Source organism: Novosphingobium guangzhouense (genome assembly GCF_002896965.1).
Taxonomy (GTDB): Bacteria; Pseudomonadota; Alphaproteobacteria; order Sphingomonadales; family Sphingomonadaceae; genus Novosphingobium; species Novosphingobium guangzhouense.
Genome location: NZ_LYMM01000057.1, coordinates 11,854 through 30,621, shown reverse-complemented (window position 1 = coordinate 30,621; position 18,768 = coordinate 11,854). Strand labels below are relative to the sequence as shown.

Annotated in this window: 15 protein-coding genes and 1 pseudogene; 7 read left to right on the top strand and 9 right to left on the bottom strand. The window is 59.7% G+C overall.

All coding sequences use genetic code 11. The features are described from left to right. Positions 1 to 22 precede the first annotated feature (22 nt). Positions 23 to 1,150, top strand: a complete 1,128-nt coding sequence (locus A8V01_RS19975; RefSeq protein WP_103098074.1) for an IS5 family transposase — start codon at positions 23 to 25, stop codon at positions 1,148 to 1,150. A gap of 146 nt (positions 1,151 to 1,296) precedes the next feature. Here the strand turns inward: A8V01_RS19975 and A8V01_RS19970 are convergent. The 5 genes and pseudogenes from A8V01_RS19970 to A8V01_RS19950 form a co-directional block, all read right to left on the bottom strand. Further along, positions 1,297 to 1,410: pseudogene (locus A8V01_RS19970) on the bottom strand (HU family DNA-binding protein); the annotation flags it as partial. A gap of 263 nt (positions 1,411 to 1,673) precedes the next feature. After that, on the bottom strand, positions 1,674 to 2,915 hold the full coding sequence (locus A8V01_RS19965) for an NAD(P)/FAD-dependent oxidoreductase (protein ID WP_103098073.1): 1,242 nt from the start codon (positions 2,913 to 2,915) through the stop codon (positions 1,674 to 1,676). 51 nt (positions 2,916 to 2,966) lie between these two features. Further along, on the bottom strand, positions 2,967 to 3,275 hold the full coding sequence (locus tag A8V01_RS19960) for a 2Fe-2S iron-sulfur cluster-binding protein (protein ID WP_245892743.1): 309 nt from the start codon (positions 3,273 to 3,275) through the stop codon (positions 2,967 to 2,969). 64 nt (positions 3,276 to 3,339) lie between these two features. Then, positions 3,340 to 4,218 carry a carboxylating nicotinate-nucleotide diphosphorylase gene (gene nadC, locus A8V01_RS19955; protein WP_103098071.1) on the bottom strand — a complete coding sequence of 293 codons (879 nt, stop codon included), beginning with the start codon at positions 4,216 to 4,218 and terminating at the stop codon, positions 3,340 to 3,342. Further along, a complete protein-coding gene (locus A8V01_RS19950; protein ID WP_103098070.1) occupies positions 4,218 to 5,546 on the bottom strand; it encodes a Rieske 2Fe-2S domain-containing protein in 1,329 nt (442 codons plus the stop codon). The genes nadC and A8V01_RS19950 overlap by 1 nt, the downstream gene beginning before the upstream one ends. A gap of 144 nt (positions 5,547 to 5,690) precedes the next feature. Here A8V01_RS19950 and A8V01_RS19945 point away from each other — a divergent pair, with 144 nt between their 5' ends. The 3 genes from A8V01_RS19945 (at position 5,691) to A8V01_RS19935 (ending at position 8,566) form a co-directional block, all read left to right on the top strand. Then, positions 5,691 to 6,878, top strand: a complete 1,188-nt coding sequence (locus A8V01_RS19945; protein ID WP_103098069.1) for a Gfo/Idh/MocA family protein — start codon at positions 5,691 to 5,693, stop codon at positions 6,876 to 6,878. A 68-nt stretch (positions 6,879 to 6,946) separates the two neighbouring features. Further along, on the top strand, positions 6,947 to 7,870 hold the full coding sequence (locus A8V01_RS19940) for a PhnD/SsuA/transferrin family substrate-binding protein (protein ID WP_245892742.1): 924 nt from the start codon (positions 6,947 to 6,949) through the stop codon (positions 7,868 to 7,870). Positions 7,871 to 8,113: 243 nt separating this feature from the next. Then, complete coding sequence (locus A8V01_RS19935) at positions 8,114 to 8,566, top strand: MarR family winged helix-turn-helix transcriptional regulator (RefSeq protein WP_245892741.1); 453 nt, start codon at positions 8,114 to 8,116, stop codon at positions 8,564 to 8,566. 22 nt (positions 8,567 to 8,588) lie between these two features. Here A8V01_RS19935 and A8V01_RS19930 read toward each other — a convergent pair whose 3' ends face one another. Next, positions 8,589 to 10,055: an aldehyde dehydrogenase family protein gene (locus tag A8V01_RS19930; RefSeq protein WP_103098067.1), complete on the bottom strand. Its 1,467-nt coding sequence runs from the start codon at positions 10,053 to 10,055 to the stop codon at positions 8,589 to 8,591. Between the two features lie 3 nt (positions 10,056 to 10,058). Next, entirely contained in the window at positions 10,059 to 11,843 is a 1,785-nt protein-coding gene (locus A8V01_RS19925; protein WP_245892740.1) for a thiamine pyrophosphate-binding protein, read from the bottom strand. Between the two features lie 99 nt (positions 11,844 to 11,942). Between A8V01_RS19925 and A8V01_RS19920 the strand changes: the two genes are divergently transcribed. Further along, on the top strand, positions 11,943 to 13,187 hold the full coding sequence (locus A8V01_RS19920; RefSeq protein WP_103098066.1) for a citrate synthase: 1,245 nt from the start codon (positions 11,943 to 11,945) through the stop codon (positions 13,185 to 13,187). Here the strand turns inward: A8V01_RS19920 and A8V01_RS19915 are convergent. Together A8V01_RS19915 and A8V01_RS19910 are read right to left on the bottom strand one after the other, a co-directional pair. Continuing rightward, a complete protein-coding gene (locus A8V01_RS19915; RefSeq protein WP_103098065.1) occupies positions 13,170 to 14,549 on the bottom strand; it encodes an MFS transporter in 1,380 nt (459 codons plus the stop codon). The two genes, A8V01_RS19920 and A8V01_RS19915, sit on opposite strands and share 18 nt — an antisense overlap. Positions 14,550 to 14,588: 39 nt before the next feature. Next, a complete protein-coding gene (locus A8V01_RS19910; RefSeq protein WP_170066013.1) occupies positions 14,589 to 16,121 on the bottom strand; it encodes an alginate export family protein in 1,533 nt (510 codons plus the stop codon). Between the two features lie 576 nt (positions 16,122 to 16,697). Here A8V01_RS19910 and A8V01_RS19905 point away from each other — a divergent pair. Together A8V01_RS19905 and A8V01_RS19900 are read left to right on the top strand one after the other, a co-directional pair. Beyond that, entirely contained in the window at positions 16,698 to 17,984 is a 1,287-nt protein-coding gene (locus A8V01_RS19905; RefSeq protein WP_170066012.1) for an MFS transporter, read from the top strand. Beyond that, the gene (locus A8V01_RS19900; protein ID WP_103098062.1) at positions 17,981 to 18,550 is read left to right on the top strand and encodes an MFS transporter; all 570 of its coding nucleotides are present in this window, start codon (positions 17,981 to 17,983) and stop codon (positions 18,548 to 18,550) included. The genes A8V01_RS19905 and A8V01_RS19900 overlap by 4 nt, the downstream gene beginning before the upstream one ends. The last annotated feature ends 218 nt before the right edge of the window (positions 18,551 to 18,768 follow it).

Sequence of the window (18,768 nt, the reverse complement as noted above, 5' to 3'; positions counted from 1 at the left end):
GAGGGATGTTGAAGGGATCGGGATGCGCGGCGGTGATGAACGGAGCGAGGGGCTGTTCTCGTACGTGAGTTGCGAGGCTCGGGTGCCGGCGAACCATGCTCTTCGCGCGATCCGGGCGATTGTCGATGAAGCGCTCGAAGTGCTGTCCGCGGACTTCGACGGCCTGTATTCTCGTATCGGGAGGCCGTCGATCCCACCCGAGAAACTTCTTCGGGCCTTGCTCCTGCAGGCCTTCTATTCGATCCGCTCGGAACGCCAGTTGATGGAGCAGATGGACTACAACCTGCTCTTTCGCTGGTTCGTCGGCCTGGCGATGGATGCGCCGATCTGGGATGTCACGGTCTTCACCAAGAACCGCGAGAGGCTGCTGTCCGGGGACGTTGCCGCCAAGCTCCTGTCGGCCATCATCAACCAGCCACGCGTGCAAGCTCTTCTTTCGGACGATCATTTCTCGGTGGACGGCACGTTGATCGAAGCGTGGGCAAGCGCGAAAAGCTTCAGACCCAAGGATGAAGGCGGCCCCGGAGATGACGATGACGCCGGGTTGGCTTCCAGCCGCAGCGAGCAGGCAGCAGCGCCGACCGACCGTAATGCCGAACGCGATTTTCGCGGCGAGAAGCGCAGCAATGCAACCCATGCATCGACCACAGATCCTGATGCCCGACTATTCAAGAAGGCGCGCGGCCAGGCAGCGAAGCTGTGCCACATGGGCCATGTCCTGATGGAGAACCGCAACGGCCTCGTCGTCGATGCGATCCTCACCCACGCCACCGGCACCGCCGAACGCGAGGCCGCGCTGACCATGTTGGGCCGCATGGAAGGACGCCACCGGATTACACTGGGCGCGGACAAGAACTACGACACCGCCGCCTTCGTCGCGGCGCTGCGCGAGATGGAGGTCACCCCGCACGTAGCCCAGAACAACACCAACCGGCGCTCCGCCATCGACAGGCGCACGACACGCCATCCCGGCTACGGCCTCTCCCAGAAAATCCGCAAGCGGATCGAGGAGGTGTTCGGATGGACGAAGACCTGCGGCACCATGCGAAAGACCCGCCATCGAGGCCAGGACCGCGTCGGATGGTCCTTTACGCTCACCGCTGCCGCCTACAACCTCATCAGACTGCCAAAACTTCTGGCCGCGGCCTAATCGTGTCGCTCACGTCACCACGACCGCGCCAACGTGGCCGGTATCTCCGAATTTCACCCTGAAACGAGCGACAGACCAGTCCCCCTCCTTCGAACGCAGATCGACGGTGACCACTGCGGCGCCTTTTTCCGCAGCCTGTTAGAGCACTAGCCGTTGAGCTTGTCCTTGACCATCTTGGCAGGGGTGAAGGCCAGCTTGCGGGCCGCCTTGATCGTCATCGCTTCTCCGGTGGCCGGATTACGACCTTCGCGCTCGGGCGTATGACACAATCACAGGGTCGCAGCGCGGCAAACTTCCTTCTCCTGGGTCTGATGCGCAGCAAGCTTTTTACTAGAGGAGCCATGGATGAAGCGGTCGAAGGATAAAGCCGCCTTCTGGATTTGATGCGCGAATTCCTATCCACATATTCTCGAATGAAAATGGCGGCTTTAACAATCTGCTGGACTTGACCGATATCACCAACCCACCATCGTTTTCTGGAGCGCGCTCGCTTGAGGCAGGCAATGGCTCGCGCGAGAGCGACTCAAATCAGTTCCTTGAGTGGGCTACCTGCATCGGAGAGGCGTTCGAGATCAGGCGTAGCTCCGGCTTCCACCAGCTTGCGGCCCTGGACGTAGTCCTTGACCATGTTCACGCAGTCCAGAGCGACCACGCGGCCGTCCTTGAGGTACACAACCGTGAACGAGCGCCCTGCCACGTCGCCGCGGATCACGGTCCGGTCGAAGCCCATGTTGATTCCGGCGGTCTGAAGCTTGAGGTCATACTGGTTGGACCAGAACCACGGGAACGCCTTGTAGGGCTTTTGATCCTCGCCATTTTGGGGGCTGCAGATGCCCTTGGCCACGCAGGTCGCCATGTCGTTGGCGTTTTGCACCGATTCCACTCGCATCACCGTACCACCCGCATAGTCGCAGGCAAAGGCCGCGCAGTCCCCGATGGCGTAGATGTTCGGCAGCGAAGTGCGGCACAGCTCGTCCACGTCCACACCGTTCGCACCCGAGGCGCCCGCAAGGATCAGCGGGCCGACTGCGGGAACGATGCCAATGCCCACGATCACCGCGTCCGCCGGCACGATCTCCCCGTCGACCAGCTTCACGCCGGTGACCCGGCTCCCATCGCCCTCAAGGCAGTCGACCGCGACGCCGGTGCGCAGGTCGACGCCATGCGCGCGGTGCTCGGCCTCGTAGAATTCGGACAGTTCCTCTCCGGCCACGCGCGCCAGCACGCGCGGCAGGGCTTCGAGCAGGGTGACTTCCAGCCCCATCTTCGACAGCACCGCCGCCGCCTCAAGCCCGATATAGCCGCCGCCGATGACGACGATCCTGCGTGTCCCGGCATCGATTTCGGCCATCAGCGTGTCGCAGTCCTCGCGGGTGCGCACGGCGTGAATGCCGGCAAGGTCCGAGCCGGCGCAGGACAGCCGGCGCGGATCGCCGCCGGTCGCCCAGACCAGCTTGCCGTAGCTCATCGCGGTGCCATTCGAGAGCGTCAGTTCTTTCGCCGCCGGATCGACCGCCGTGACCTCGGTATTGAGCCTGAAGGTCACGTCCTTCTCGGCCCAGAACGTCGGCGGGCGGATGTAGAGCCGATCGAACGTCTTCTCCCTCGCGAAATATTCCTTCGACAGCGGCGGCCGCTCGTAAGGGTGCTCTGGCTCACGCCCGATCACGGTGATGGTTCCCTCGAAACCGTTCTGGCGCAGCGCCAGCGCGCACTGCGCTCCACCATGACCCGCTCCGACGATTGCCACATCAACGTAATCCATGCCTGTTCCTTAGGTTTTTATCCGGCCTTTGACCTGAGGGCGCGATCGCAATCAATCTTCGGGCGCAATGGAAACGGCCATTCCTTCCAACTCGGGAGCGATGTGGATCTGGCACGACAAGCGTGAGTTGGCGCGCCGATGACTTGAGGAATCCAGTAAGTCGGACTCGTCTTCACTCAGTACCGGAAGCAGATCCACATAAGCGTCATCGATATAGACGTGGCATGTCGCGCATGAGCAACACCCCCCGCACAGCGCCATCAACTCATCGTTATCGGAAGACCGGATAACCTCCATGAGTGAGCCGCTTCCGCTTGCTGGAACCTCAATGGCATCGCCACTGCGGGATATGATCTTGATATTCAAGAACGCCTCACTACACCACAATCCGTCAGGCAGATGCGGGAACTAGTTTCCCCAAATCTCAACAAAACACATAATCGAGCCCGATATCGGCGGCAGGCGCGCTCTGCGTAATTCGCCCTACGGAAACGAAATCAACCCCCGTTTCTGCAATGGTGCGGATGGTCTCAAGCGTGACGCCCCCCGAGGCTTCGATGGGCACGCGACCGGCTACGATCCTGACTGCCTGAACGAGTTCGGCAACGGACATATTGTCGCACAGAAGCCGGTCCGCTCCAGCATCGAGCGCCGGGCCGATCTGTTCGAGCGTATCAACCTCCACCTGGACCTCAAGCCCGGTCGCTGCCGCCTTCGCTGCGCGAACGGCCATCTCCACACCGCCACATTGCGCGACGTGGTTGTCCTTGATCAAAATGCCATCGTCGAGCCTCATCCGATGATTAGCACCGCCCCCGGCACGAACGGCGTACTTTTCGAGAGCGCGAAGGCCCGGTGTCGTCTTTCGCGTATCCAGCAGGACACAGCCGGTGCCCTCGAGCTTTTCCACGTACTGGCTCGTCAGCGTGGCGATACCACTGAGATGCTGTAATACGTTGAGTGCCGAGCGCTCCGCGCCAAGCAGCGCCCGGGCATTGCCATGAACGCGCATGATCGCATCGCCAGGTTCAAGGCGGTCCCCGTCTTTGCACAGCAAATCGGCTTTCAGTTCTGGATCCATTTCCCTGAACACCGCGACCGCCGCATGAATCCCCGCCAGTACGAGACGATCGCGGCTGACGACGGCCGCCGTCAGCCGCGCCGTTTCTTCGATGGTGACCCGGGAGGTGACGTCCCCGCCGCTCCCCAGATCCTCCCGAAGGATGTTCACGGCAAATTCGGCCAGATCGGCGTATTCCAGTTCGTCGCGGATGACATCCGGCTGCGTGACCGTATCGTACATCAGGCGACCACACCTTCCTGCTCGGACGGTTCCTTTTCATCCCGCAGAGTGATCTCGCGCTCTTCCGCGGAGACATTGAGAAGTCGCCAGTCCGCTCCCTTTTCGACAATGCCTTCGAAAGACATCAGTTTGCCTTGAGGGATATGCGGTTCGGTAGTTCCAATGGCGGCTTCTCCGCGCGAAACGGCCTGCGCCGCCCGGTACATCTGTGTCCGGAAAGTGAAGATGGCCTTGTCACTTGATCCAAGCCGGTCATCTCCGCGATCCGCAATAGGACCCATCGATTCCCACATCGCCATGTCCTGCGCAGGAATGCCATAGATACCGGTAAAGTCACCGGCCTGCATTGCATCGCGGTCTTGCAGGTAGTTATTCTGTGCGTTTCGAACCTTAAGGTACGTGACCGGCTCCACATCCTTGCCAACCTCGGCACCGCAGAACTTGCGCCAGGCATCCTGGCCGATACCCTTTTCCGGGTGCCAGGCGATCCAGTAGAACATCGTGTTCACGTCATCGATCGGAACCAGCATCTGGCTGAGGTGGTACTGATCGTTCGAAGGAATATGAACGGTAAACGGCGCCACGAAAAGCGTCATGCGGATGTAATCGGTCGTCTCCGCGTCGACGATCGGCTTACGAATCGCGACGTACCGGAACCCGAAATTCGTCTTCTGGACTTCGATCCGCGGGGCCTTGTCGGCGGACGGCCGCAGCCATGCCGTCTCGGTTGCGGTCGATCCCGCAACGTCGGTGGCTGCCGGCATGTTCGAGGAATGCAGGCTCGAGCTGTGCGCCGAGTCGATCGAACCCTCAAGGACCTGAGCCCAGTTGCACGCACCGTGCATCTTGACGATGCTGATCTTGTCCGCCGGAGCAGAAGCCCAATTCGGTGCATCGAACGGCGTCACCTTCTCGGGATCGCCCATCCACACCCATACGAAGCCGCCGGCCTCCTCGACAGGATAGGCCCTGGTTTTCATCGTCGTGCGCAGCTTGGCGTCGACAGGTTCCGACGACATATCAACCGCGTTGCCGTCGACGTCGAACTTCCAGCCGTGATAAAGACAGCGCAGACCGCATTCCTCGTTCCGGCCAAACGCCAGAGACGCTCGGCGGTGCGGGCACTTCTCATCGAGAGCACCCACACGCCCCTTGGAATCGCGAAATACGACCATATCCTCGCCCAACAACCGAACACGCACGGGTGTACAGTCGGGTTCGGCGACTTCCTCGATCATGCACGCCGGCAGCCAGTGCTCACGCATGAGTGCACCCATCGGCGCCGAACCTTCAACAAGGCAGAGCAGGTCATTTTGTTCAGGAGTCATCAGACAGCCTCTTCGATTGCGTCATGGATCAGCGGGACCGACTCTTCGCACGGTCGCCCCTTGCCAACACTTCTATAGCGAAGTATTTGCCGTTTCAAGCCCCGGTGTTTGAACGAGGCTCAACGATGCAGAGAGAGGAGTGACGTGGAAGTTCTCAGACTTGGTGTCGCAGGGCTCGGAAGAGGCTTCATGCTCACCTTACCGGCGCTGATCGCGCATCCCGGCGTAGTGCTCGCGGGAGCCACTGATTTGCGGCCGGAGGCGTTGCAGCGTTTCTCCGAGGAGTTTGGCGCTCCGGGTTACGCCACTCTGGACGAACTCCTTCAGGACGAGACGATCGATGCGGTTTACATAGCCACGCCGCACGACCTCCACGCCGTCCAGACACTCGCGGCGTTGCGGGCCGGAAAGCATGTCCTGGTCGAGAAGCCCATGGCCACCTCGGTCGAGGATTGCCTGGCCATGGCAGGAGCCGCACGGGAGGCAGGCCTGGCGCTCATTGTCGGTCCGAGCCACGGCTTCGACGAGCAGGTCCGGACAGCGGCATCACTCGTCGCATCGCGGGAGTTCGGTCAGGTGAGGATGGTGACCGCCCTGAACTTCACCGATTTTATGTTCCGCCCGCGCAGGCCCGAAGAGCTGGATCCGGCTCGCGGAGGCGGCGTCGTGTTCAGTCAGGCAGCACACCAGATCGATGTGGTGCGCAGGCTGGTCGGCAGTCCGGTCACCGGCATACGCGCGGTGACAGCGAATTGGGACAGCCAGCGACCGAGCGATGGGGCCTACACGGCACTGATGACCTTCGAAGGGGGCGCTGCCGCATCGCTGTCCTACAGCGGCTACGCCCATTACGACAGCGATGAGCTGCTGGGATGGATTTCGGAACTTGGACAGACCAAGGATCCGGAACTCTATGGCCAGGCGCGCCGCCAGCTCGCTCGGATCGGAACCGAAGGCGAGCAATCAGCAAAAGCCGCAAGGACGTATGGCGGTGACGGTCCTCGATCTGCAAAAGCGCCGCACCATGAGCATTTCGGCTTCATCATCGTGAGCTGCGAGAAGGCAGACATGAAACTTTTGCCGACCGGCATCGAGATCTACGAAAACGAACGGCGGATATTCCATCCCATAGCCCCACCGAAGGTCCCGCGCGCCGCGGTGCTGGAGGAGTTCGTGGCGGCGGTGGCTGGCCGCCCGACCGGACTGCATGATGGCCAATGGGGGCTCGAGACAATGGCGTGCTGCCGCGCCCTCATCATGTCCAGCAGTCAGGGAACAGATGTCGATCCCCGCAAGATAATCACCGACCTACAAGTGGAGAATTTCAAGTAATGAGCCGACTAGAACTTTCGCTCGCCTGTTGGGGCTATGACCGTACCGAGGCGCTGCAGAACGGCACCGTGCGTCCGGATGGCATCGACCTGAACTTCCAGGTGCTCGACGTCGAGGAAACTTTCTTCCGCATGTTGCGCAATAAGGAATTTGATGTCGCCGAACTGTCGATGTCGTCCTACTGCGTGACGCTCGGGCGGGAAAACCCCGGCTTCATCGCGATCCCTGTATTTCCATCCCGTTTCTTCCGTCATTCATGCATCTTCGTGTCTGCCAAGAGCGGGATCGAGAAGCCCGAGGATCTGGTGGGCAAGCGGATCGGCGTGCCGGAGTATCAGATGACCGCTCCGGTCTGGATCCGGGGCATTCTGCAGGATGAATACGGGATTGCCCCCGATAGCGTCACTTACGTGACAGGCGGCGAAGAGGAACCCGGCCGTGAAGAGAAGCTGCGCCTCGATCTGCCAGAGCGCTTTCGCGTTGAGCCGATCGGCCCTACCCAGACATTGACCCGAATGCTGGCAGATGGCGAGATCGATGCCCTGCATACGGCGCGTGCACCATCGACGTTCTACAGCGAACCTCACAACGTACGCCGCTTGTTCCCTGACTTCGTGAACGTCGAGAAAGCCTACTACGCCAAGACCGGCATTTTTCCTATCATGCACGTTGTCGCGATACGCCGTGAAATCTACGAGCGGCATCCCTGGGTGGCCCAGTCGCTTTTGAAGGCTTTCTCGGAATCTCAGCGACACACTTACGAGCAATTGCGGGTCTCCGCCTCGTTGAAGACTATGCTCCCATGGCAAATCGCGGCGGTCGAAGACACGATTGCGACCCTGGGAGATTCCTGGTGGCCCTACGGCATCGAGCGCAATCGTAACGTCATCGAGACATTTACGCGCTACCATCACGAACAGGGCCTGTCTCCGCGCCGTTTGACCGTCGAGGAAATGTTTGCGCCCGAGACCTTCGCGGAATTCCGCATCTGACGCTTCGCTTTCTCCACTGAATTGTGGGGTGGCTGAATTTGCTGGTCCATCGGGTACGACCGATCGGACCAGCAAATCACCGTGCGGGTCCTGGGGGCAGGACCGTCCGATTCCTCCAGTATCGGGCTGCGGTCAGCAGCCATCTTTGCGCATCCCTCACCTTCCCGGTAGAGATCGCGTAAGCCGGTATTTTGCGACCGACTCGTCATGCTGGAGAGAACGATGCCCCGAAAGAAGCCTCACTTGGAACCGGAGAAAAGTCTGGGGTATCAGGTGCGCCGCTGCCATCGGCGCTTCGACAGACTTTTGAACGCTCACCTTGCGCGACACGACATAAAAACCGGGTTCTGGTATTACTTGCGAGTTTTGTGGCTGGGAGACGGCGTTACGCAAAAGTATCTCAGCGACATGACCAATGTCGCTGAGAATACTACGGTTGCGATGATCAATGGAATGGTCTCGCACGACCTCGTCGAACGGGTTCGCGATACCAAAGATCGCCGAAAATTCGGAATCTTCCTGACCGAACGGGGCAAAGCCCTCGAGAAGGAGGTCATGCAATATGCAATAGACATCAATCGCGTGGCGCAAGCCGGCATCGATCCTGCGGAGGTCGCGATTTGCGCATCCGTGCTTGCACGCATGTCCTCCAATCTCAAATCGCATCTTGACAATCTGGATCTGGATAATTCGTAACGCATTAAACCAGTTCACATGGTCAGAACTTGATGTTTACATTTTTCAGCTGACTGAACTCGTACATTTCCTCCAGACTCTCTTCACGACCTAGCCCCGATTGCTTGTATCCGCCAAATGGCGCCCCTGGAAAATGCTCGCTGACATTATTGATCCATACGTAACCTGCTTGAACACGCTGCGCAGCAAGGTGCGCGGTGTTTAAATCTCGTGTGAAGATCGCCGCAGTAAGGCCGTAGTCCAGCTCGTTCACCTGCTCGAACAAAGTGTTTTCATCTGACCAGCGGATCACCGATAGGACAGGCCCGAATATCTCCTCACGAGCTATCGCCATTTGTGAGGTGACGTCGGCAAAGACTGTCGGCTCGACGAACCAGCCGGACGCAAGCGCAGGATCATTCGGCACCTCGCCTCCTGTCACGAGCCTTGCCCCCTGCTCCTTTCCCTTCGCGATGAACTCAAGCACTTTGTCATGTTGCGCCTTGCTCACGAGCGGGCCCATCGTCGTTGCATGGTCGGTCGGCAGGCCGGGTCGGTGCCTATCCCGGGTCAGCCGGACGATCTTCTCCAGAACCTGATCATGGATGTCCGAATGCAGGAACAGCCTGCTCGTAGAGCCGCAGGATTGACCAGCCCAGGTGAAGTTCATGCCGCGCACTGCCCCGTCGGCCACCGCGTCGCAGTCCGCATCCGGATAAGCGATCAGCGCATTCTTGCCGCCAAGTTCGAGGATCACCGGCTTGAGTGTCTCCGATGCCGAGCGCATCACGGCGCGTCCGGTCGGAATGCTGCCGATAAGCGATACAGCAGCAATCCCTGTATGTTCTGCCAATGCCCTGCCGCATTCGACACCGCCGGTAACCACATTGAGGACACCATCGGGAAACAGTCCTCCAATCAGTTCCGCCAGGCGAAGTGCCGACAACGGAGCTTGCGCAGCAGCCTTGATGATCAGGCTGTTCCCAGCCGCCAAGGGTGCGCCGATCTTGGTCCCCGCGAACATGAGCGGGTGATTGTACGCGACAATGCGCGCAACCACCCCAAGGGGTTCGCGCAAGGTGTAATTGAGGTTGCCATTGCCCAGAGGTATGGTTTGCCCCTTCAACTCGCCGGCCAATCCAGCGAAATAGTCGATCGAGGCCGCGGCGATATGCGCGTCCGCAATCATCTGCGCCACCGGGTTTCCCGTATCCAGCGCATCGATAAGTGCAAATTCCTCGGCATGACGGCGCAAGATCGAGGCGGCCTCACGCATGATGGAACCACGCTCGGACGGCTTCAATTTTGCCCAGACAAGAAAACCCGCATGAGCGGCGCTCACCGCAGCGGCCACATCCGACGTCCCGCCTTCGGCAACGTCTCCCAGCGAGGCACCCGTCGCCGGATCGATCGTCTGCTCGTAGAGCCCGGAAATCGGGCTGTGCCAACGGCCACCGTAAAAAAGTTCCCGGTTCGAGGGAAGGCAGCGCAGCAGTTCATCGCGATCCATAAATCACCTTTTGTGTGCAGCGGTCGTCCCGCTCATGTTGGAGCTGTATCCGGGCTGTACCCGTGCATCGACGACGACCACGCCCCCGCCCTTGACAATATCGAGAGCGTCTTCGAGGCAGGTCTTGAGCTCGATCCCGCTCGACACAGGCCCGATCCCGATCGCGCCCTGCGCACGCGCCATTGCAGCAATATCGATGTCCGGTCCGGAAATCGCCTGCCCGATCCACTTGTTCTCGACATTCCGGCCGCGTTGGATCGCCACTTTTTCCTGGTGGGTCTCGTCATTATAGAAACTGCGGTTATTGGCCACCACGATCAGCAACGGGATGCCGTAATGAACGGCGGTCCAGATGGCGGTCACGCCCATCAGGAAATCCCCGTCGCCCAATACCGCTATGGTCGTGCGGCCCGTGTCGATCAGCCCGAGAGCCGTTCCAACGGCCATCCCCGGCCCTGAACCGATTCCCGCGCCTCCGTCATATCCCAGGTAATCAAGCGGATGCGACCAGTTGCGGTAACCGCCGTTCCACCCCAAGGGCAACCGTGCGAAGCAAACAGGCGTTTCGCCGATCGCAACATCCAGCGCTTCCGCCAGTTGCTTCATCGTCAGCGGCCCATGGTCATCGAGCCCATGGGCCCGGGCTTCGCGCATCGCCTCAAAGGCCCGATCTCGCGCTGGGCGTCGCTCGACCTGCTCGAGAAGCAGCGGCGTTGCGACGTCAGGATCACAAAGCAGATAGGCATCGGTTGGTGCCAGACCGAAATACTCCATGTTCCAGCCCCGATGAAGATGCTGGTCGAGGGATATCTGCAGAACCTTTGCCGCCGTTTCCTCTCCGCCGCAGCATTGCCGCAGCGTACCTCCCAGATCGATCCAGTCGAGCGAAACAACAACGTCTGCGCTGCGCACGATCTCGCAGGCCTCCGGTGTCAGGAAGAAACCGGGAGCGGACACGAGGAGCGGGTGGGCCGTCGGAAACGTTGCGCCGGTTTTCAGGTCACAGATCACGGGCATGTCCAGAGCTTCGGCTAAAGCGACCCTGGCGGCCCATGCCTTTTCGTCCCGCCCGACCCTGCCGACAAGCATGACCGGATTGCTGGCCTGCGAGAGCATCTGCGCTGCCTGCCGGACAAGTTCCGGCGAAGGATGCACTGCCGGGGGCGGCAAGGCCCGGGAAACGTTCCTGAGCGGCGGTTTACCCCCCACCTCGGCCTCCTGGATCGCCGCATCGAGATTGACGTATGTCGGTCCATAAGGCGCGGTCGTCGCAATCAAGCGTGCACGCGCAAGAGCCTCTACGGCCGCCGGCACGGAGGCAGGCTGGTCGTCCCATTTCGTATAATCGCGCACAATCGCACCTTGATCGGCCGACGTGTGCAGCCAATCGATCCATGGGCGCCGGCGGGCAGCGTCCACAGGTCCGGTTGCCCCCAGAAGCATCATGGGCACTCGATCGCACCATGCGTTGAAGATCGCCATCGACGCATGCATCAGTCCGACATTGGAATGGAGAACCGCACCCATCGTTCTGCCGGTAGCTTTCGCGAAGCCGTGTGCGATGGCGACAGCACTCTCCTCATGCAGAACCAGCAGCATCTGGGGGGACTGGTTGCCGAGGTGGTTTACGAGACTGTCGTGCAGGCCCCTGAAGCTCGCGCCAGGGTTGAGCGCCAGGAATGGTATTTCGAGATCGCGCAATGCCTGCGCGATCACGTCGCTGCCAAATAGCGGCTTCTCGGCATCTGCTTCGATTTGATTGGGCGTATCATGCGTGATGGATCGCACCTGGACCTCTCCTGTTCATAATCGTCTTGATCAGGATGGAGCTGGATCGGTATGTCGATCAAGATTGATAGATGAATCAACGTGACGATTGAGGGCACGATGACGAACAGTTTGCTTACTGCGGCCGAAGCGATCGAGCGCCTCAAGGTAAAGCCGCAGACCCTCTATTCGTACGTAAGCCGAGGTCTGATTCGAAGTGTTCGGCATCCCGACGGCCGATCGAGGCTCTATTTCGGCGAGGACGTCGCACGCCTCCATGAGCGCGCCGCCGCGCGATCCGGGCATGGCCCTGTGGCAGCAGACGCCATGCACCATGGCGAGCCGATCATTCCGACCCGGCTGGTGGAAATAACCGCAGCCGGACCGCGGTATCGAGGGCACCTTGCAACTAAGCTCGCGGCGGAGAAAGTGACCTTCGAAGCTGTGAGCGAACTGCTCTGGACGGGACTACTGCACGAAGGAGCGTTTGCATGGGACACGTGCTCTCTACCGCAGAACGCCAAAGCGCTTCCATCTCCCGACGCCCCGGAGCAAATGCTTGAGACATTCGCCAGGTTGACGATCGAGCTTGGCATGGCTCGCGGGACGGCATCTGCCCGCTTGCGCAAGGGCGATACACTCCACGCCGCCCGCGAGCTCATACAAGCGACAGCCTGCTCACTTTCCTTACTGAACCGCAGCGCCCCGCGAACTGAATTGCTGCCTGAAGAAAAAATCTCCGATTGCATCGCTCGGGCCTTCGTTCCTGCGAATTGCGATCTGGTCAGCGGGATAATCGAGGCTTTGCTCGTGCTGTTTGCAGATCACGAACTGTCCCCGGGCACATTCGCAGCGCGGATCGCTGCATCAAGCGGCGCCCCTCTCCATTCCTGCGTCACGGCAGCGCTCTGCACGATGACCGGGAGCGAAATCGGACGCCATTATGCCCAGATGGAACAGGTGTTTGTGCGATCCGGCGATGCCAGCCGGATCATCGAACGTGCGCGCGCCGCCATCCGGTCAGGCAGTTCCCCGCTGGGATTTGGACACCCCCTCTACCCGGCAGGCGACCCCAGAGCCGAACATCTTTTCCAGTTGATGCGCCAATGTGGCCCGGCAACGCAAGATGGGGAGAATATCCTGCTCTACGCTGAAACGATCGCTCGCGAATTTGAGATCCACCCTCGCCATGAGTTGGCGATCCTCGCCCTGACGACCGGGCTTGGCTTTCCGCACGGTTCCAGCGCCGGGCTGTTCGTCCTGGCGCGACTGCCCGGCCTTGTTGCGCACATTCTCGAGCAGCGTCTCGATGGAAGGATATTGCGGCCCAGAGCTAAGTTCGTCGGGCTAAGTTCCTTGGGCTAAGCTCGCTTTGGCACGCCGAGCCTTGAGACCGGCCACAAGCGCAGCCAAAAACGCAAGGAGCGCGGCCATTGAAAGGCCCGCGTCCGACCCGGCGCCGAAGAAATGGAAGCTGCACGCCATGAGAGCTGCACCGATGGTCTGACCCGTCAAGCGCGCGCTTGCCTGCATGCCGGCAGCAGCTCCACTGCGCTCCAATGGCCCCGAGGCCAGCATCGTTCGATTGTTGGGGGTCTGAAACAAGCCAAATCCAAGGCCGCTTATGAGCGAACAGCCGAGCAGGCTGACCAGATGATTTCCTGTCGGCACAAACGTGAAACAGACCAATCCCAAGGTAAACAGGAGAAGACCGCAAGTCGCGAGCGCATCCAGTGGAGAATGCATGGAAATCCTGCCAGAGGCCAGCGCGCCTGCAGCGACGGCGAATGCCCAGGGTGTAATGATCAGCCCGGTCATAAAGGTGTCGATGCCGAACCTGAAATTCAAAAGAAAGGGCAAAGCGATGAGAGCCATCGTCTGAGCAGCAAACGTAAGCAGCGAGGCAAGGTAGGCAAGACGTAAGGCGGGATAAGCCAGCAGGTCGACGGGAAGCATCGGCTTGCCGGAATTCCTTTGCTTGCGCACCAGAACTACAAGCGCAGCCACGCCGAAAGTAGCCTCGAATACGGTTGCATAACTCAAGCGCCACTGCGCGAGATTGATGAACGACAGCGCAAGCATCCCCAGTCCTGCGGCGCAAAGAACAGCCTGGACCTTGGCAAAGCCTTTGGCGCCACCCGTCTCGTCAGGCAGCGCCCGCCAACCCGCTAAAAGCGATAACGCGCCGATAGGCAGGTTTATCGCAAAGAGGATCGGCCACTCTGCAACCCGCAGCAGCACGGCAGCGACAGTGGGGCCGGCTGCCGAGGCAATGGCGACGACAAGAGCATTGTAGCCTATGCCGCGTGCGACCCTGGATTGCGGATAGATATATCGAATAAGGGCGCCATTGACGGACATGACCCCGCCCGCACCAAGCCCCTGAAGCGCCCTGCATATCGCCAACCCCTCCAGGTTGCTCGACAGTGAACAGCCGATCGATGCGATCACGAAACAAATCAGCCCCGCCTGATAGACCTTGCGGTAGCCAATCCACTCGCCCAGAGCCGCGAGCGGAAGCAAAGTCATCATGACCGCGATCTGATAGGCATTCACGATCCAGATGGAAGCAGCAGGCGAAACATCGAGCGCCGCGCCAATCGCAGGCAGCGCGACATTTGTAATCGAGCCGTCGATAGTTGTCATGCCGATGGCCAACCACATTGCCGCCGCCGCCATCCAACGCTTTCGCGGCGCAAGCCCCCGGTATGGCTCACCCAAACTCATCGCGCATGCCTTTCGTCCATGTCGGTGCTGAAAAGCCGCTCAATATCGCAGCGTCAGGCTCATCATGCCATAAGTCCCACCGCCATAGCCCGCCCGCTTCAGGACGTTGCCGGCAAAGAGATGCTCGCTTTCGGCAGACAAGGTAACGTGGTCGTTTACTGCCCAGGAAGCCACGACCCTGGCTTGCGAGCCTACCGTCCGACCGGAAACGTTCTGTGTTCCAGCATAAGGTCGCATCAGACCGCCATAGACTGCGTCATTGCGGGCCAGACGGTGAAGAAAAGCGTAATCAGCGGTGATAGTCACCCCTCTTGTGGGAATAACGGCAATGGTCGGTGCCAATATAGCGACGTTGCTCTGACTGATGAGCAAACCTTCACCCAGATAATTCGAGCTCGCGTAAAGCTGATTGAAGCTCTTGATAGGGCCATCCGGGTCGAAGCTGTTGCCTCCTGAGCCCATATCAAGACGAAATCCGGCACGAACTCGAACGCCCTTTTCCTTCACGAGGACGCTTTGAACCAACGACGCGGCCCAGGCATCGATGTTTCGGCCCTTGTGCTCACCCGTCTGACGAATGGCGGTCCAGTCCACCGACACGGGACCACGGCTGCCCCACAAACGTATGCCAAAACTCTTGCGCTTGTCGGCCCCTTGCGATGGGCCAGCCAAGCCCCTGACATTCGATGTCACAAATAGAAAGGGATCGAGGTAGATATTTCCCGCTCCCTTTCCGCGGGCGACAACGATACTGGCGTTCACACCCTTAAGACGTTCATCGCCATTTACCTGTTCATCGAAGGCACCATTGCCAAGCCGCGTCACTTTATACGAGAAGGCGCCGACGCGAAAATTGCGACCGTGCACGTATGTTCTGAGACCATTCCATGTCCGATGCAGATTGGGGCCGTCGCTGATTGCGATCAACTGTCGCGGTCCATCGGAGAACTCCATCCGTCCAACCATCGCACCGATCAGATAATCACCGACATGCGTTGCCGCCTCTGCAAATAATTGCTGGACCGCCACATCATTCCGGTAATTTCCAGGAGTGACCGTGCCTCTATAGTTCGGCGTAAAGCCGTTCCCATGGCCACCGACCTGAGCGCTCCCAAGTTCACCATACACACGAAGATGCTCTCCCAGATGCATGTCGGCACCAGTGACTACGCGAGACTCCAACTGACTGAAATCGTTTCCTTCCATCAACGCGGCGTCGTCGTAAGCGTCGATGCGAACGCGCGCTTCCGCGCTGAGCGTCAAGGTCACATCGTCGCCGATCAGGGGCATGGCCTTTAAGGCAGGGGCCTCACCATCACGCCTTAGTCGAGACCAGTCTTCAGCCCATCGTTCGACAAAGAACGGTCCGGCAGCAGGCCCCCAGCCTGCCGCCTGCATCGGGTACGGCTCGTTCTCAGGAGTAACACGAGAGCCTGATGAAGTCTGGCTCACGACCCCCTTTTCCTCGCGAGGCTTGTCGCGAACTGCTGGCGCAGCACTTTCCTGCGCGCTCGCCTCACAAGCGCACGCAACAATCAAAAACCCGGTGACTGCACCAGAAAAGGCACCCATTCTTGAATCCTCTCGCAGGGTGACCGTCGTTGCGGTCGCTATTTTTATGGGGCCCCGGCACGCCAGGAACGCTGTTACCTGAGCCGTGCAGGCGGCCACTGAGATGCCCCGCCGCCCCCGGAAACACATCAGAAATCATTCTATATCAAAGTTATATAGTTCGATATAGATGTTTTTTGCAATCATCTGAAAATCTTCGCACCTGAAGGGGGTAGCAGCCCACCGTATTGGTTTTCCTTACTTTTCTGGCCTGACATGCGAACCGAAGCGAGGTCGAGGTCGATCCGCAAAGGCGTTTGCCCGTCCCTCCCCCTTGCCAAGAAAGATCGCGGATGGCTCTTGCATTACTTCTATCTAGAGGTATTCTCGCTCGAGTCTCTGATCAGCAAGCCGACGTAAAGATCGGTTGCGACGGAGGCGAGAAAGTTCCGCTGCGACCATGCCACAGCGGCAAATCTGGAGACTGGAATGCCTGGGATAGGAGCCCCCGCCAACGAGCGGACGTCTGCGCTAGCGCAATTGGATGACGCACCGCTGGGCGCAATGCAGATCAGAACTTTTGTATTGTGCGCCCTGGTGGCACTGCTTGACGGGATCGACAATCAATCGATCGGGGTTGTGGCGCCGCTGATGGCCAAAGACCTCGGGCTGACGAAAACCTCCCTTGGACTGATTTTTTCGATCGCGCAGATCGGTGCGACCCTCGGAGCACTGGGTTTTGGACCATTTGCAGATCGATTTGGTCGCAAGACCGCGACGCTCGTTGCGCTTTCCGGCATTACAATATTCACTTATCTGACGGCCCTGACGCCAACCTTTGCCGGGCTTCTGCTGGTGCGGTTTGCAGCAGGCATCGCATTAGCCGGCGCCATACCCTGCGTCCTTGCCTTGGGGTCTGAATACGCGCCCCTGAGGCTGCGAGGCACGGTCGCCAGTGCAATCTTCGCAGGCTATCCCCTGGGAGCATCGATCGGCGGCGTTGTCAGCGCTTACCTTCTGGCCTCCTACGACTGGCGTTGGGTTTTCTACATCGGCGCACTCATGCCGTTTCTCACGCTTATTGTCCTGTGTTTCTATCTGCCGGAATCGCTTCGCTTCCTGCTGTCAAAGGGCGGGCGCGAAGACAGCATCAAACGCATAGCTGCATCCTTGGGGATCACCATCGAGGCTTCGGAACAGACGGCAACGCCCATTGCCGCCCGCAAGACCAAAGTACCGATCTCGCGCCTTTTCACGAATGGATTGCTCGCATCGACCATGCTTTTGTGGGTGCTGTATTTCTTTTGTTATGCAATGACGAAGATCATGGTCGTGTGGCTGCCAAGCCTGCTTACCGATATCGGCTTTGGCGTTTCGGATGCCGCCTTAGCCCAGGCAAGTTTCAACCTCGGCTGTGCATTGGGAATGGCAGTGGCCGGACATCTCGTCGATCGTTTCGGCGCCGCGAGGGCTCTGGCGCCGGCGCTCATGCTAGGCGCTGGTTCCGTTGCCCTTCTGGGCATCGCGGGGCACAGCTTCACGCTCGTCCTTGGCGCGGCCGCCGGCGTGGGACTGCTCATCGGTATCGGGGGTTCGGGAGCGCATTCGATCGCCGCTACCCTGTACCCAACCGAAATCCGCACCACCGGGCTCGGTTGGGGAATGGCCTCCTCGCGGCTGGGCCAGGTTATGTCGCCGATGCTTGTGGCATCGCTTCTTTCCGTCGGCGTTGCAGGCAGCGATGTCTATTTTGTCCTCGCCGTGTTCCCAGTGATAGCGGCCTTCGCTGCAATCGGGTTGGGCGCCTCGATAAACCGCCGCACCCGGGCCGCCGAGCGCCACACGGCGACCGAGCAAACAATGCAAGTGACTGCCGCAGGATGATCGAAGCCTCGCCTGCCGCACCGAAGGCCCGGTCTCTTTCGTTTGTCTTTATGGTTTTCACGGGCTTTCTCGCCATTGGAATTCCTCTTCCGGCGATCGTGTCTTTTGTGCGGCAGGAGTTAGGGCTCGGGTCGACCTTGGCGGGTTTGGCTTTCGGTTCGCAGTCGCTCGCCACGATCCTGTCCCGCCACGCAGCAGGATCCATGGTAGACAGGCACGGTGCGCGCCCCATTGCCTTAGCCGCCATGCCGGTTCTGCTGCTTTCGACAGGCCTGTATCTGGGCAGTACCCTCACTGGCTCCGCTTATACCCTTGTCTCACTTGGCCTTCTACTTTGCGGCCGTGTATTCGCAGGCATTGGAGAGAGCTTTCTGCTCATAAGCGCGATGGTTTGGGCGATAAATCTATCGGGGATATCGAATTCAGGACAAGTGATGGCACGACAAGGCCTCGCAATGTTTCTGGCGATCGGTGTCGGTGGATTTGTAGGTGTCGAACTTATGACGACTTCCGGCTTTGCTTCGGTCGCGTTCGTCGGGGGGGGCCGGTCTGCTTGGCGACGTTGATTGCGCTCACGCTTCCTAAAACCACCAGTGCACCAAATCCCTCATCGAAGGGCGCTACGGTTTTCGCGGTCCTTGCTCGCATCTGGCGTCCTGGCCTTGTTCTGGCGTTTGCTACCCTTCCGACCGCTGCCATGTCCGGCTTCATCACTCTAGCATTCGAAGCTCGTGCTTGGCATGGAGCAGGCGCCGCATTGTTAGCCTTTAGCGCCGCGTTCATT

Bases quoted from the DNA above. Each gene is read 5' to 3' on its own strand.
- A8V01_RS19975 (WP_103098074.1), top strand. From the start codon at position 23: ATGCGCGGCGGTGATGAACGGAGCGAGGGGCTGTTCTCGTACGTGAGT.
- A8V01_RS19965 (WP_103098073.1), bottom strand. From the start codon at position 2,915: ATGGATTACGTTGATGTGGCAATCGTCGGAGCGGGTCATGGTGGAGCG.
- nadC (WP_103098071.1), bottom strand. From the start codon at position 4,218: ATGTACGATACGGTCACGCAGCCGGATGTCATCCGCGACGAACTGGAA.
- A8V01_RS19950 (WP_103098070.1), bottom strand. From the start codon at position 5,546: ATGACTCCTGAACAAAATGACCTGCTCTGCCTTGTTGAAGGTTCGGCG.
- A8V01_RS19930 (WP_103098067.1), bottom strand. From the start codon at position 10,055: ATGGATCGCGATGAACTGCTGCGCTGCCTTCCCTCGAACCGGGAACTT.
- A8V01_RS19920 (WP_103098066.1), top strand. From the start codon at position 11,943: ATGACGAACAGTTTGCTTACTGCGGCCGAAGCGATCGAGCGCCTCAAG.
- A8V01_RS19915 (WP_103098065.1), bottom strand. From the start codon at position 14,549: ATGAGTTTGGGTGAGCCATACCGGGGGCTTGCGCCGCGAAAGCGTTGG.
- A8V01_RS19910 (WP_170066013.1), bottom strand. From the start codon at position 16,121: ATGGGTGCCTTTTCTGGTGCAGTCACCGGGTTTTTGATTGTTGCGTGC.
- A8V01_RS19900 (WP_103098062.1), top strand. From the start codon at position 17,981: ATGATCGAAGCCTCGCCTGCCGCACCGAAGGCCCGGTCTCTTTCGTTT.